14 protein-coding genes and 1 tRNA gene are annotated in these 14,258 nt (G+C 63.0%); 10 read left to right on the top strand and 5 right to left on the bottom strand.

Annotated elements, in window-relative coordinates:
- Positions 1–132: 132 nt before the first annotated feature.
- From ACILRA_RS02550 to ACILRA_RS02540, 3 genes are all read left to right on the top strand, one after another.
- Positions 133–420: a hypothetical protein gene (locus ACILRA_RS02550; protein WP_395660521.1), complete on the top strand. Its 288-nt coding sequence runs from the start codon at positions 133–135 to the stop codon at positions 418–420.
- A gap of 165 nt (positions 421–585) precedes the next feature.
- Positions 586–1,089 carry a tail fiber domain-containing protein gene (locus ACILRA_RS02545; protein WP_395660520.1) on the top strand — a complete coding sequence of 168 codons (504 nt, stop codon included), beginning with the start codon at positions 586–588 and terminating at the stop codon, positions 1,087–1,089.
- A 71-nt stretch (positions 1,090–1,160) separates the two neighbouring features.
- Positions 1,161–2,453, top strand: a complete 1,293-nt coding sequence (locus tag ACILRA_RS02540; RefSeq protein WP_395660519.1) for a phenylacetate--CoA ligase family protein — start codon at positions 1,161–1,163, stop codon at positions 2,451–2,453.
- On the opposite strand, the gene ACILRA_RS02535 is transcribed toward ACILRA_RS02540, so the two are convergent.
- Positions 2,450–3,433, bottom strand: coding sequence for a hypothetical protein (locus ACILRA_RS02535; RefSeq protein ID WP_395660518.1), 984 nt, complete (start codon positions 3,431–3,433; stop codon positions 2,450–2,452). The two genes, ACILRA_RS02540 and ACILRA_RS02535, sit on opposite strands and share 4 nt — an antisense overlap.
- Positions 3,434–3,446: 13 nt before the next feature.
- Positions 3,447–3,520, bottom strand: a tRNA-Cys gene (locus ACILRA_RS02530).
- Between the two features lie 151 nt (positions 3,521–3,671).
- On the opposite strand from ACILRA_RS02530, the gene ACILRA_RS02525 reads away from it, so the two are divergent.
- The 3 genes from ACILRA_RS02525 to ACILRA_RS02515 all read left to right on the top strand — a co-directional run bounded on the left by ACILRA_RS02525 (position 3,672) and on the right by ACILRA_RS02515 (position 6,641).
- A complete protein-coding gene (locus ACILRA_RS02525) occupies positions 3,672–4,340 on the top strand; it encodes a protein-L-isoaspartate O-methyltransferase (RefSeq protein ID WP_395660517.1) in 669 nt (222 codons plus the stop codon).
- Positions 4,341–4,389: 49 nt separating this feature from the next.
- Complete coding sequence (locus ACILRA_RS02520; RefSeq protein WP_395660516.1) at positions 4,390–5,781, top strand: TolC family outer membrane protein; 1,392 nt, start codon at positions 4,390–4,392, stop codon at positions 5,779–5,781.
- 167 nt (positions 5,782–5,948) lie between these two features.
- The gene (locus ACILRA_RS02515; protein ID WP_395660515.1) at positions 5,949–6,641 is read left to right on the top strand and encodes a PopZ family protein; all 693 of its coding nucleotides are present in this window, start codon (positions 5,949–5,951) and stop codon (positions 6,639–6,641) included.
- An 82-nt stretch (positions 6,642–6,723) separates the two neighbouring features.
- Here ACILRA_RS02515 and topA read toward each other — a convergent pair whose 3' ends face one another.
- Positions 6,724–9,342, bottom strand: coding sequence for a type I DNA topoisomerase (gene topA, locus ACILRA_RS02510; RefSeq protein WP_395660514.1), 2,619 nt, complete (start codon positions 9,340–9,342; stop codon positions 6,724–6,726).
- Positions 9,343–9,572: 230 nt separating this feature from the next.
- Between topA and ACILRA_RS02505 the strand changes: the two genes are divergently transcribed.
- Positions 9,573–9,812: a hypothetical protein gene (locus ACILRA_RS02505; protein ID WP_395660513.1), complete on the top strand. Its 240-nt coding sequence runs from the start codon at positions 9,573–9,575 to the stop codon at positions 9,810–9,812.
- 2 nt (positions 9,813–9,814) lie between these two features.
- Here ACILRA_RS02505 and ACILRA_RS02500 read toward each other — a convergent pair whose 3' ends face one another.
- Positions 9,815–11,206: a cation diffusion facilitator family transporter gene (locus tag ACILRA_RS02500; protein WP_395660512.1), complete on the bottom strand. Its 1,392-nt coding sequence runs from the start codon at positions 11,204–11,206 to the stop codon at positions 9,815–9,817.
- A 122-nt stretch (positions 11,207–11,328) separates the two neighbouring features.
- Between ACILRA_RS02500 and ACILRA_RS02495 the strand changes: the two genes are divergently transcribed.
- The gene (locus ACILRA_RS02495) at positions 11,329–12,528 is read left to right on the top strand and encodes an MFS transporter (protein ID WP_395660511.1); all 1,200 of its coding nucleotides are present in this window, start codon (positions 11,329–11,331) and stop codon (positions 12,526–12,528) included.
- Between the two features lie 51 nt (positions 12,529–12,579).
- On the opposite strand, the gene ACILRA_RS02490 is transcribed toward ACILRA_RS02495, so the two are convergent.
- On the bottom strand, positions 12,580–13,482 hold the full coding sequence (locus ACILRA_RS02490; protein ID WP_395660510.1) for a DMT family transporter: 903 nt from the start codon (positions 13,480–13,482) through the stop codon (positions 12,580–12,582).
- 68 nt (positions 13,483–13,550) lie between these two features.
- On the opposite strand from ACILRA_RS02490, the gene ACILRA_RS02485 reads away from it, so the two are divergent.
- Together ACILRA_RS02485 and ACILRA_RS02480 are read left to right on the top strand one after the other, a co-directional pair.
- Positions 13,551–13,955: a rhodanese-like domain-containing protein gene (locus tag ACILRA_RS02485; RefSeq protein ID WP_395660509.1), complete on the top strand. Its 405-nt coding sequence runs from the start codon at positions 13,551–13,553 to the stop codon at positions 13,953–13,955.
- The coding region (locus tag ACILRA_RS02480) for a glutathione S-transferase N-terminal domain-containing protein (RefSeq protein ID WP_395660508.1) at positions 13,952–14,258 on the top strand (307 nt) is incomplete at its 3' end. The genes ACILRA_RS02485 and ACILRA_RS02480, both read left to right, overlap by 4 nt.

The raw sequence follows: 14,258 nt of genomic DNA, 5'->3' as shown, positions 1-14,258 counted from the left end.
TATACCAGAGCGTTCCGGCGGGGAAAAGCACTTTCTGAGACTCCGCCGCAATCCCTTCATAATCGATGCGCATGGAAAGCATGGCATCCCTTCACCATATGTGTGGCTCACGGACAGCCAACCAGAGAGAACATGCCGAGGATCAATATTCTGGGTTACCGGATCGGGGTTCCGCACCATCCCCTGCTGCGGGTGTTGCTGGGCGGCGCAATGGTTTTGGGCGGATTGGTGGGGTTTTTGCCGGTTCTCGGCTTCTGGATGGTGCCGGTGGGGCTTGCGATCCTTGCCATCGATTTTCCACCGGTCAGGCGGCTTCAGCGGCGGATGACCGTCAAATTCGGGAACTGGCTGCACCGGCGCTGGCCGAGGTTTGCCGCTCGTTTCGGATATGGCAGCCCGCGGCCGGAGCGGCGCTCCTAACGCGCTTTCCGGCCAGGTGGAATCACCTGGTCGAAAAGAACTCGCGCAAGATCAATGGCTTGATCATCTATTTGACAGGCTACCAAAGCAATGCATGCAGCGCCTTGCAAAGTTCGGCATTTGTGATAACGATTTCTGCAGCGTATATGAGCAGGAGATGCAGCAATGACGACGGTTTCTGCGTGCTTGGTTGATATGCCCAATCTCATTGAACTGATGGAAGCCGGTGGAGCACCGAGCCGTTGCGACTTCAGCATCGCCAGTGACGAATTGCAGATGAGGCTCGAGGATGCTTCGATTTGCGCGGACGAGCCCGGGCAGCCTCCATCAATGCTTGCACAGTCAAGTCTGTCCGCTGCTGCGCTTTGTGCGGATGACGGCAACGATTTCAATTTGGAGTCTGTGGCGGCTTCAGGCCTTTCCATTTGTGCGGATGACGGCGGCGACGGAGAATCCGACGTGCGCCTCAAGGCGGATATCGAGCAAGTGGGCACGACGGTTTACGGGCTGCCCCTGTTCCAGTTCCGCTATACCAACGGCGTGGAAAGGTTCGAGGGCGTCATGGCGCAGGATGTGCTCAATGTCATGCCGGAGGCTGTATCGGTGGGTGCGGATGGATTCTACCGCGTGAACTACCGCAAACTCGGCATTGCCATGACGCGGGCCTGACCGCCCGCCTGCAGGACAGAGTTTCGGGAAGGGGCGGTTTTCCGCCCTTTCTTTTTGGCGGAGACAGCGGAATGTCGGGACTGGACATCGCGGAGGCCTATCTCAACAGCTTGCTGACGTCGGAGAGAGCCTCCGGGGAGGAACTCGACGCCTACCAGTCCAGGTTGCTGCAACGGCTTGCAAAGCATGCTTTTGAGGAAACGCCTTTCTACGCCGCGCGCAGAGTGGCGCCGGAGGGGCTATCGGCGAATTCGGATTTCTGGCTGGCCCAGCCATATATCAGCCGTCGTGACATCACCGAAAATTTCGATGCCTTCAGGCCCCGTAGCTTTTCCAAACTGCATGGTGTCATCACGCCGCTCACAACGGGCGGCAGCACCGGGCCCGCGGCTAGGCGGGACATTACCTCGCTCGAGGCGGTGGGACGGCTTCTGGCTAGCTATCGCATGTATCATAGCTGGGGCCTTGACCAGTCGCGTCCGCTCTTCGTGTTCCGCAAGCTGAGGCAGGATCAGCCGCGCCAGGAGATATGGGGCTTTCCCTGGCGCGACCCGGCAGAGCGCGGCGAGCGCCTGTGGATCGACATCGCGACACCTGCGCGCGAGCAGCTGGAGCAGATGGCGGGACGCGGTCCGGTCTACGTCAACACACTGCCTTCCAACATCCTGCGGCTTTCCTGCGAGGCGCTGCGCACCGGCACGAAGCTCAGCATTCCTTTTATAGTCAGCGTGGGGGAGTATCTGGCGCCCGAGGTGAGGGAGGCCGCGGCCAGTGCCTTCGGCAGTACGATCATCGATGCCTTCTCATCCGCCGAGGGCGGCGTGATGGCCGTTCAATGCCCCGGCAGCGGCATCTATCACATCCAGAGCGAACAGCTGGTGCTAGAGATCGTCAAGACGGACGGAGCGCGTGCGAAGCCGGGCGAAACGGGCGAGGTGGTGGTGACTCCGCTTTATGGCTATGCGACGCCGCTGCTCCGCTACAGATCCGGCGACTTCGTCGTGGCCGGGCCAGCCTGCGGCTGCGGGCGCGTCCTGCCGGCCATCGCAAGCATCGCCGGCCGGCGGGAACACATGTTCACGCGGCCCGGAGAGGCGCCGGAGCTTCCAAAGATTGACCGCTTCCGCCTGATGCAGACCATCGGCCATGATGAATGGCTGCTGGCGCAACTCTCCGAAGACGACATGGAGTTCCGCTATGCCGGAAGCCTCACAGCCTCGCAGGAGCAAGCGATCGGCGAGCACCTTCACGCGGTGCTGGGAGGGCGCTTGCGCAGCCGTTTCACAAATGTGGAGGCTCTGCCATTGACCTCTGGCGGCAAGCGGCATTTCACACTGAACGCAGGCGTTCTGCCGCCTGCCTAGGAGGCGAGCTCGCGGGTCTTGCGGACCAGCACTTCGGCGGCCCTGTCGAATGCGCCGAACTGGTCGATCAGCATCTGTCTGCCCAGGAGTTCACCCTTCCTCTCGCCCACCAGGCTCGCGCCACCCATCTGCTGGCGTATGCCCGCAGTCATCTTTGAAGAAAAGTGCCAGGTATTGCCTCCGGGGTTGCATTCGAGGACGAACAGCTTGCCTGTCCGTTCCTCGCGCATGATGTCCATGCCGAGGAGGGGTATATCGGGGAAGGCGTGGCCGACGCGCCGTCCGAGATCGAGCACATCGCCATCGTTGCAGCGGATGCGCTCGCGGAAATCTCCGGTGTTGGTGATCCTGAGATTCTCGATTTCTGCATCCGTTCCGGCAATCGGAGGCCGCGGCACCTTCTCGCGTGCCAGCCAGCAGTAGAGCGGTTCCCCGAACAGCGTGAGCACGCGGTAAAGCGGGATCATCGGGCCGATGTCGATGAAGCGCTGGACGATGAAGCCCTTTCGGTCGCGGTGGATGAAATGCGCGGGCGGAAAATCCTGCCAGCCCATGGTTTCGATCCTGCGGCGCCGGAAGAGTTGCACGCCGCGGCCGTAGGACGCGAAATTTGGGTCAATCGGCTTCAGGACCACGAACTCGCCGAACAAAAACGGGTCGAGTTTCAGCCCAGGTGCGAAGTGTGCGATCGGCGGCGAAGGCAGGCCGGCTTCGGCGAAGATACGGTGCTGGCCCGGCTTGTGGATCTGGCGGTTCATGAGGACTTTTCCCCGCCGAATGCTGCCCTCGAACTTGGCGAGAAATGCAACCGTCAGCGTTGGGAGCTGCCATTCTGCATCGTTCATCACCGACTTGACGCGAGGGCCGACCGCCGTAACAGCGATTTTGGGATCGATTGCGACAATGCGCCGGGCGATCTGCTCAAAATCACGGAGATATTCCGGGCCGCGATGAATGAGGACGAGATTGCAGTCTGCCATGCGGTTTTCTCGATGGAGGCCTCGCCCGGAATCGAACCGGGGTGCAAGGATTTGCAGTCCTCTGCGTAACCACTCCGCCACGAGGCCTTCGGAGGCGGCTTATAGTAGATGGCTCCCGGCGAAACAACCACTTCTTCCGTGGCCTGATGCCGGCAGGCCTCCGATGTATGGACTTGCGCGGAGGACTTCGCTAACGCATTATTCACCCGGATATGCTCCCGGCTGTTTCAGGACGATGATGACCGACTTTTCCGCCGCACGTCTTAACATGGTCGAGTCGCAAGTGCGACCGAACGGTATCACTGACCGCCGGATCATTGCAGCGGTCGAGCGTGTTCCGCGCGAAGTCTTTGTTCCCGAAAGCCGGCGAGCGGTTGCCTATATGGATGAGGACGTGCCGCTGGAGCCTGCCGACACGTCTGGCGGCCCGCGTGCATTGATCGAGGTGATGGCCTTCGCGCGGATGCTGCAGCATGCGGCGATCAGGCCGGAAGACAGGGTCCTCGTGGTTGGTGCCGGCACCGGCTACGGGGCGGCAGTGATTGCTGCAATCGCCCAGCACACGGTGGCACTGGAGTGTGATGCAGCACTTGCTGCATCGGCGCGCCATAACCTTGAAGGCGTGGCGGGCGTGAACGTCGTGGAGGGCCCGCTTGCTGCGGGCGTTTCTGGGGATAAGCCTTTTGACGTCATCGTCGCAGAGGGCCGTGTCGAGGAAGTGCCCCAGGCCTGGCTCGACCAACTTGCAGACGGCGGGCGGCTGATTGCCGTTGTGGGGGAGGCGGCCATGGCAAAGGCTTGCCTTCATACGAAGTCGGGCTCGGCCATCGCCGTTCGCCCGGTCTTCGATGCATCGATTGCAGCCCTGCCGGGGCTGCGGAAGAAGAAGCCTGCTTTCTCGTTCTGAGCGGCTGGAAGTTCGAAGTGCGTGGCAAGCGAGTTGGAGTTGTGAGTTCATGAGACGTTACTCGGCAAGGAACCTTTTCTGCGGCGCAGCCATCACGGTGATGATGACGCTGCAATCCGTTGCTGGGCAGGCGGATACGCTGTTCGGCGCCATGGAGAAGGCTTACGTCACCAACCCCACGCTCAACGCCGCACGGGCTGGCCAGCGTGCCACGGACGAACTGGTTCCGCAGGCGCTGTCCGGCTGGCGGCCGTCTGTTACCGTATCTGGTAATGTCCAGAGCGAGTCCGTGGTGAAAAACGACTTCCAGCAACCAAAACGGCCGTTGCGGCAGGATCGGACCCAGTCCGGCAACCTCGCCATCGTGCTGAACCAGCCGGTTTTCCAGGGATTCCGCACGGTTGAGAGCACCAGGGCGGCAGAGGCGCAGGTCGATGCGGGGCGGCAAGGCCTTCTGGAGACAGAGCAGCAGGTCCTGTTCAATGTCGTGCAGGCTTACATGAACGTTTACGCCGGCCGCCAGCTCGTTGTGCTGCGGAAGCAGGACGTCGCAGCACTCCAGACCCAGGTCGGCGCCTCGAACGAGCGTTTCGCCGTAGGCGAAATCACCCGTACCGACGTGGCGCAGTCGGAAGCGCGGCTTGCCGAGTCACGCAATGCGCTGGTCAACGTGCAGACGACTCTGGCACAGGACATCGCCACCTATGTCCAGCTGGTGGGCAACGAACCCGGCAAGCTCTCCTATCCGAAGATTGCGAAGTTACCGAAGTCGCTTTCCTCGGCCCTGGACATCGCCGGTGAAATCAATCCCCGCCTTCTGGCGCAGGCTTTCGTCGAGGTTGCGTCCAACAGCAACATCGGCGTAGCCCGTTCGGCCCTGCTGCCGAGCGCTGGCCTCCAGGCACAGGCGCTGACGGCTGACTCGAATTTCGGCGAGGACAGGACGGGACTCCGGTCTGCTGCCATTTCAGCCCAGCTGACCATCCCACTCTATGAGGCCGGTCTCGCCTATTCGCAGGTGCGTGAGGCCAAGCAGCGGGCAAGCCAGAGCCGCATCCAGCTGATCGAAGTGGCCCGTGACGTGCGCAGTGCCGTGGCGCAGTCATGGAATGCTTACATGGGTCTGGGTCAGATCATCCAGAACACCAAGACCCAGGTCCGGGCTGCCCAGCTTGCCCTCACCGGCGTTCAGCAGGAATATCAGGCAGGAACCCGCACCACGCTCGACGTTCTGGACGCCCAGCGCGAGTTGGTGCTGTCGCAAGTGCTGCAGGTCAATGCGGAGAAGTCGCGCGTGGTTGCCGGCTACCAGCTTCTTGCCGCGATCGGCCGTCTGACGGCCCGCGACATTGGCCTCTCCGTGCCGCTTTACGATCCTGAGGAGAATTACCTCCGGGTTCGCGACAAGTGGATCGGTACGGACGTCAAGACCGTCGACTAGTAGGCGTTCCGGCCAGGTGGAATCACCTGGTCGAAAGGAATTCGCCCAAGATCATGCTCTAAGGCGATGACGGCATATCGACAAGGCGGGTGCACTGGCGTAATCCTTGTCATTCAACGGGGAGGGATGCTCCCGTCAGGGTGGGTTAAGTGACTGCAGAACCGCGCATGGAAGATCTTCTGGCTTCGATCCGCAAGGCCATCAACGAAGACATTGGTCCTGAAACGTCTGCCATTCCGGCCGGGCAAGCCATGACCGGGGAGCCGGCGGCGACATCAAGTGAAATCGAGCAATTGCGCGAGAAGATCACGCGGTCCCGGACCGCGGCGGCGCCGCGCGATCCCGCCCAGCGCGCTGCAAGCCTTGCCGCAGCCCTGCGCAGCAACACCCCGCGCCGCTCCTGGCGCGATATCGAGCCGGTTCTGCAGGCCCAGTCACCCCCGCCAGCACAGCCGGCGCCGCGCATCAGGGGCACCGTCACGGAACCTGAGCCCACGCGTGCGCCCGTGCGAACGGAACGGCCGATGACCAGGCCCGCGCCGCGCGTCCCCCGGGAGCCGCAACCCTCCGCCTGGCCCCGCGAAGATGCCGGCACATCGCTCTTGCGTGAGGGTGATCGCTTGCCGAAGACCGCGGACGCGCCCATCCTGTCTGGCGGCTCGGCCCAGGCCGTGCAGTCTTCCTTCGGCCGCCTGGCCGACAGTCTGCTTGCCCGCGCCATCGGCGAACAGTCGATCGAGGACATGACCCGCGAGCTTCTCAAGGTCATGCTGAAGCAATGGCTGGATGAGAACCTTCCGCCGATGGTTGAGCGGCTTGTGCGCGAGGAAATCGAGCGCGTGGCGCGGACGGGCCGCTGACCAAGCGCGCGATGGCGCTGACAGCGCCATCGGCCGGGCGCCTGGCCTTCTGAATACCCCCCAGCAATCCGGGTTCTGGCTGTCAGGCCGCCTTGGGCTTCTTGGGCGCGGCCTTCTTTGCTTGTTTGCGGGCAGGGGCCTTCTTCTTTGGAGCGGCCTTCTTGGTGGCGGTCTTGCCTTTGGCGGGGCTCTTGGCTTCGCGTTCCGCTAGGAGAGCCAGGGCATCCTCCATCGTCAGGGACTCCGGGTCCTTGTCGCGGGGCAGCGTGGCGTTGATCTTGCCGAACTTCACATAGGGGCCGTAGCGGCCCTTCATCACCTGAATGCTGCCGCCGCCTGCGGGATGTGCCCCCAGATCCTTGAGCGCGCCTGCCTTTGGCCGCTGGAATCCGCGCGCCTTCTTTTCCGCCAGAATGTCGACAGCACGGTTGATGCCGACAGTGAAAACGTCCTCGGGCGACTCAAGATTGGCATAGGTGCCGTCATGCAGCACGAAAGGCCCGAAGCGGCCGAAGTTGGCCACGATAGGCTTGCCCGTTTCCGGATGGATGCCGATCTCACGTGGCAGGGACAGCAGCTTCAATGCCTCCTCCAGCGTGATCTCCTCAGGCTTCTTTCCCTTGGGGATCGAGGCGCGCTGCGGCTTCTCGCCCTCAACGGCCTCGCCCAGCTGCAGATAGGGGCCGAAGCGGCCGGCGCGGCGCGTAACCTTTTCGCCCGTTTCGGGATCAACGCCGAGGAGGACGCCCTCTGCCGGAACGGCGTCTGCACCTTCCGCACCCGGTGACATCGGGCGCGTGAACTTGCATTCGGGATAGTTCGAGCAGCCGATGAACGAGCCGAACTTGCCGAGCTTCAGCGAGAGTTGGCCCGCGCTGCAGGACGGGCAGGCGCGTGCATCTCCGCCATCCTCGCGGGGCGGGAAGATATGCGGGGCGAGGATGTCGTTCAGCGCGTCCAGCACATTGGTGACGCGAAGTTCCTTGACGTCTTCCAGCGCTACCGTGAAGTCGCGCCAGAAATCGCGCAGCACCTGTTTCCAGTCGACCTCGCCGGCGGAGACCTTGTCGAGTTGCTCCTCGAGGCCGGCGGTGAAGTCATATTCGACATAGCGGCGGAAGAAGCTCTCGAGGAAGGCGGTCACAATCCGGCCCTTGTCCTCCGGGATCAGGCGCTTCTTGTCCAGCCTGACGTAGCCGCGCGTCCTGAGGGTTTCGAGAATGGAGACATAGGTCGACGGCCGGCCGATGCCGAGTTCTTCCAGCTTCTTGATGAGCGAGGCCTCGGAATAGCGCGGCGGGGGCTCCGTGAAGTGCTGAATGCCCTCGATCTTCTTGACCCCGATGGAATCGCCCCGGGCCATGGCGGGAAGGCGGCGTGAATCCTCATCCTCGCCGTCGTCGAGGCTTTCAGAATAGACCCGCAGGAAGCCGTCGAACTTCACCACGGACCCCGTGGCACGGAAGGAGTAGAGCTTGCCGTCATGCCCGGCAGTGCCGATATCTGCGGTCGTGCGCTCCAGTTCGGCACTTTCCATCTGGCTGGCGATGGTCCGCTTCCAGACCAGCTCGTAAAGCGCGAACTGGTCGGGATCGAGCTTGCCGCGCACACTCATCGGGTGACGCGACATTTCCGTGGGGCGGATCGCCTCGTGTGCCTCCTGGGCGTTCTTGGCCTTGGTGGTGTAGTGGCGGGGAACGGACGGCAGATACGGCTCCCCGAAATTCTTGAGGATCGCATTGCGGGTGGCAGCAATGGCCTCCGGCGCCATGTCGACACCGTCGGTTCGCATATAGGTGATCAGACCCACCGTCTCGCCGCCGATATCGATGCCTTCATAGAGGCGCTGGGCGATCTGCATGGTGCGGGAAGACGAGAACCCGAGCTTGCGGGATGCCTCCTGCTGCAGCGTGGATGTGCGGAAGGGCGGGTAGGGGTGACGCTTGGCCGGCTTCGATTCGATCGAGTCGACCTTGAAGGGCTGGCCCTTGACCGCCTGCTCGATGGCACGCGCCGAGGCCTCGTTGGTGATCTCAAGCTTGCCCAGCCTCTTTCCCGCAATGGCGCTGAGGGAGGCCTGGAATTCCTGACCCTGAGGCGTCGTGAAGGCGCCGTCGATGGTCCAGTACTCCTGGGCGCGGAAGGCCTCGATTTCGAGTTCGCGGTCGCAGATGAGGCGGAGCGCTACGGATTGAACGCGGCCCGCGGAGCGCGAACCGGGCAGCTTCCGCCACAGCACGGGAGAGAGCGTGAAACCCACGAGATAGTCGAGGGCGCGGCGGGCCAGATAGGCATCGACCAACGCGCCGTCGACGTCGCGCGGGTTCTGCATGGCTTCGAGCACCGAGTTCCGCGTGATCGCGTTGAACACCACACGCTGTACGGCCTTGCCCTTCAGGGCACCCTTCTTCCGCAGCACCTCGAGCACGTGCCAGGAAATGGCTTCACCCTCGCGGTCGGGGTCGGTCGCCAGGATCAGCCGGTCGTCGGTCTTCAGGGCGGCAGCAATGTCCGAGAGGCGCTTCGATGACTTTCCATCGACCTCCCAATCCATCTCGAAATCGGAATCGGGCCGCACCGAGCCGTTCTTGGCAGGCAGGTCGCGGACATGGCCATATGAAGCCAGGACTATGAAATCCTTGCCCAAATACTTGTTGATAGTCTTGGCCTTGGCCGGTGATTCAACGACGACGACAGTCATTCACAGTCCTGAACAGGTTCCGAGGCCTCATATAGGGATCATCCCGGCGCTGCAAGGCGGCTATATATTTCTACCGCCCACACCGCGGATTCAATCTTAAGACGCTTTTCTTCCCATTAAGCACGTATAGAGTGAAATCCGGGGAAAACAGACAACCTTGAGAGGATTCGATGGACAGCAGACGGCGGGCAACGGTTCAGGAAACAGCCCCGGGAGCGGCAGAAACGGCAATGGCAAGTTTTCCAGCCCGCCAGCGCGATACTGCCGAATACATCTCCGAAATGATCCTTGAGCTGCGCAACCTCGCCAGGGTCCAGCAACTCTATACCGTCATGGTGCCCCTCGAATACGCCTACTATGAGGCGTTCAGCGTTGCCAACCGGGTGGAGATCCCCGACGGCGAGGTGGAGCGCATCAAGGAATTGTCGAAGACCAGCCAGAAGCTGGAGCAACCTCCGCCCGCCGGCTGACCTCACAGAGCGTGGCGGCGCGCACCCAGCGGCTCCGCATGGGCGATGACGCGGCGGATGTCGCCGAAGCGATCTTTCAGTCCCGCCTCCACCCGGTCGATGTCGTCATGGATCTGCTCGACACTGTCGCCGGGCGAGCATCGGCAGTGGTAGTGGAGGAACAGGCCTTCCTCGTTTCGCCGGAGCCTGATGCTGTGGATGTCGGTGAGGCGGGGGTATAGTGCGGCAAGTTCCATGAGTGCCGCCACGACCTCCGCGGTGAGGCCCGGGGGCGCGTCCTGTCCCTGCAGCATCCGCTCCGGCTGTGGCTCGATGTGGCTTTCCACCTCGACGTCCGAGCCCAGTTCGCCCCGGATCGCCTCCTCGAGGGCGGTCGCCGTCTCATGGGCCTCGCCCAGCGGCATCGAGCCCTCGACCTCGAGGTCGAAGCTGATGGCGAGCTTGCCGCCGATCTTCTGCGCCGTGAGATGATGGATCGCGAGATTCCGGCGCGTGGCGATCAGCATCACTTTCTGGAACACGCTTTCGTTGTCGAGCACGACGGGGTTCGCCGTCACGGTGATGTCGGCATTGGGGAAGCGGTCCTCTACAGCCTTGAAGATCGCGTCCTTGGTCCTGACGATCTCGTCGATGGGCATGGTGCGCGCCACCTCGACCACGATCGAGGTGAACATCGTCGCTCCGGAGGGCCTGAGGCGGATCGACTTGATCGCCAGCACGCCATGGACGTCATTCACCAGCCCGCGCACCGTTTCCGTCGCTCCGGCGGGGGCGGTGTCGAGCAGCGTGTTCAGGGTGCGCGCGCCAAGCCTCCAGCCAGCAAGGGCTATGAAGACCGAAACGACCAGAGCCGCGATGGCATCGGCTGCTGGAAGCCCCGCCCAGACCGCACCGAGGCCGCCCAGCACCACCAGCGAACTCCACATGTCGGAAGAAAAATGCAGGGCGTCTGCCTCCAGAGCCTCGCTCCCGGTCTTCTTTGCCACCCGGCGCAGCGCCCGCACCCGGTTGTAGTCGATGAGGATCGAGCCAGCGATGATGGCGATGGCCCACCAGGTCACCTCGACCTGGTGTGTCTCCTCGCCTGTCAGCCGTTTGATGGCCTCCCAGCTGACCCATGCCGTCGTCAGGAAAAGAAGGGCTGTCTCAATAAGCGCCGCGACGCTCTCGATCTTGGCATGGCCGTAGTGGTGCTCATCGTCAGCGGGCTGGTCGCCCCAGCGGATGGCGAAATAGGTAATGACGGTGGCGCCAAGGTCAATAATGCTGTGGATGGCCTCCGAGAGAATGCCCAGCGAGCCCGTGAAGGCGGCGGCCACCATCTTGCCGGCCGCGAGCGTGGCGCTTGCGAGCACTGACACGAGGGCGACGGAGCGTTTTTCGGAGCTGGACATGGCTTCGTGTCTAGACCCGGGCCGAGCCTGCCTCAAGCCATACCTCGAAAGCATGAGCACATCCCTCTCCGGACCAGTTGCGAAGCAGCGTGAAAAGGTGCTCGTGTGCGGCAGCCATCGCCATGCCGTCCGATCTCCCATCATCCATCCTGCCAATGCCGCGCCGCGCCGGGGCCTATACCTTTGCGGCCCTGTTTTCGGTCGAGTCCTTGGTGCGGGCACTCAATTCGACCGTCGTTTCGTTGCAGGCCTATGACATTCTCGGTGCGGCGCAGAAGGTGTCCGTGCTGTCGACTGCCGTTTCGGTCACGGTCCTGCTGACAACACTGATGCTGCCGCATCTGCTTGGCCGCATGCGGCGGCGCTGGGCCTATACCTTCGGCGCCTGCCTGATGATCGCGGCAAGTCTTGCCCTTGCGAGCCATGTCGTGGCCGGTCAGGCCGCGGGCATGCTGCTGCGCAACCTTGGCGCAGCGGTGATGAACATCACCCTCTCGCTCTACATCATGGACCACATCCGCCGCACCGACCTTGCCCGCTCGGAACCTTTGCGGCTCAGCCTTTCGACCTTCTCCTGGATGACCGGGCCGGCGCTCGGGGTCTGGCTTTACGTGAGTTTCGGACCCTGGGGTCCGCAGCTTGCGGCGATTGCCGCCACCGCGGTCCTGCTGCTGCTGTTCTGGTACCTCAGGCTCTCCGACAATGTGAACGCGCTGCCACCGGGCAACCTCGAGGACTTCAATGCGCTCCGCAACCTGCGGCGTTTTCTGGCTCAGCCGCGGCTCCGGCTGGCCTGGCTCATTGCTTTCGGCCGGTCCTGCTTCTGGTCCACCTTCTTCATCTATGGGCCATTGTTGCTGGTCGAGGCGGGGCTGGGCAAGACGTTGGGAGGCCTGATGATCTCCGCCAGCCAGGCATTGCTGCTCACGGCCTGGCTCTCCGGGCGGATCGCCCGGCGCCATGGGGTGAGGGTGGTGATTGCCTGCGCCTTCGGGCTCTGCGCTGCCGCCGCGATGTTTGCCGGGATCGCCGGAACCGCTGCGCCCTATGTGGCGATTGCCTGCCTGCTCATGGGCTCGGTTGCCGCCTCGGCGCTGGACGGGGTTGGCGGCATTCCCTTCCTGCGGGCCGTCCGCCACCGTGAGCGCCAGCACATGACCGCCGTCTACCGCACCTACATCGACTTCTCGGAACTGATCCCGGGCTTCGTCTTTGCCTTTGCGCTGCTGTGGCTCCCCATCGGCATGGTGTTCGTGATCCTGAGCCTTGGGCTTTTCGTCATCGGCTGGATTTCCTGGCGCCACCTGCCGAAATCTCTCTAGCGCGCGTTCCAGCCAGATGGACTCACCTGGTCGAAAGGAACTCGCGCAAGTTCAATGGCTTGAGGATGATCCGCGCTTGGCAAGTGCGAAGCCGCCAAGGACGCAGGCAAGAGCCGCCACGATATGCCAGGTGACCGGTTCCCCCAGAATGGCCCATGCCAGCAAGACGCCGGACAGCGGCATCACGTAGCTCGCCATGCTCATGTAGGTTTGCCCCACCGAGAGCGTGATGTGGGCGCGCAGCAGATAGGCCAAGCCAGTACAGACAAGCCCCAGATAGAGCGCCGCCATCGCGCCGGTGAAGCTCATGGGCGCCAGCGGCTCGCCTGCAAGCAGCAGCATCGGCGTGAGTGTGAGGATGCCGACACCCATGTTTACACTGGTCATCATGGCAACGCTGGTCTTGCGCACGAGGCGGATCATCGACCCGGCAGCGACGTAGCACAGCATGCCGAGCCACACCGCCCCATAGGCCAGGGCATCGAACCCGAGGCCCTGCGAGATGCCGGGCCCGACCACCAGCATGAGGCCCGCAAGGCCCAACAGCATGCCGGCGAGCTTGTTTCCCGTGAAACGGTCATCCGGCGTCGTGAAATGCGCCGCCACCAGGGTTGCCAGCGGGCCGGCCCCCATGATGAGCGATGTGACCCCGGCCGGAATGTAGAGTTCCGCCCAGGAAATCAGGAAGAACGGTCCAACCGTGTTGAGCAGGCTCATGAGGATGATGATGAGCCACTCCCTCCCGTCAGGCGGCAGGCTGTCGCGGCGCCACAAGGTGAAGAGCGCGATTGGAACAAAGGCCACTGCAACGCGGATCATGACCAGCCAGAGCGGCCCGGTTTCATGGACCGAGAGCTTGATCGCCAGGAACGCCGACCCCCAGATGGCGCCGAGCAGGGCAATCTTCAGAAAATCGGCAAGGCCGGGTTGGCGGAGCGGGTGGCGTGAATCCATTTCACTTGACGGGGCTTTTGGCGGAGAGCAACAAAATCCGCAATACGCGGAAGTTGCAGGGAGCGGGCATGCCACAGAAGATCACGCTTGGCTACAAGGCGCTGATGGCGGAGGCCGAAGCGAAGGTTTCACATGTCTCGGCCGCAGATGCCGTCCAGATGCTCGGCCGCCCCGATGTGGTGATCGTCGACATTCGTGACCCGCGCGAGATCCAGCGCGAGGGCCGCATTCCCGGTTCTTTCTCGGCTCCTCGCGGCATGCTGGAATTCTGGGTGGACCCTGAGAGCCCCTATCACAAGCCGGTCTTCGCTGAGGACAAGACTTTCGTCATCCATTGCGCCTCCGGCTGGCGCTCGCTTCTCGCGACGGACGTGCTGCAGCGCATGGGGCTCGGTCCCGTGCTCAACATGCAGGGTGGCTTCACCGCATGGAAGGATGCCGGAGGCCCCGTCGAGAAGGTCGAAACCAAGTGAGCAAGCTGCAACTCGTCATCGGCAACAAGAATTATTCCTCATGGTCGATGCGGCCGTGGATGGCGCTCACCATGGCGGGAATACCGTTCCGCGAAACGCTGATCCCGCTCGATACGCCCGAGACGGCCGCGCTGGTCTCCGTGCACTCGCCTGCGGGCCGCGTGCCGGTGTTGCGCCACGGACGCCAGACCGTGTGGGAGTCGCTTGCCATCATGGAATATCTGGCGGAGCTCTTTCCCGAGAAGCATCTCTGGCCGAAGGCTGTTTCCGCACGCGCCATTGCGCGCGCGGTCGCCAATGAAA

This window comes from Aestuariivirga sp., assembly GCF_044239095.1.
In the GTDB taxonomy this organism is placed as follows: domain Bacteria; phylum Pseudomonadota; class Alphaproteobacteria; order Rhizobiales; family Aestuariivirgaceae; genus Aestuariivirga.
Note: the sequence above shows the minus strand (reverse complement) of the source record. Positions and strands in the feature narration are given on the sequence as shown.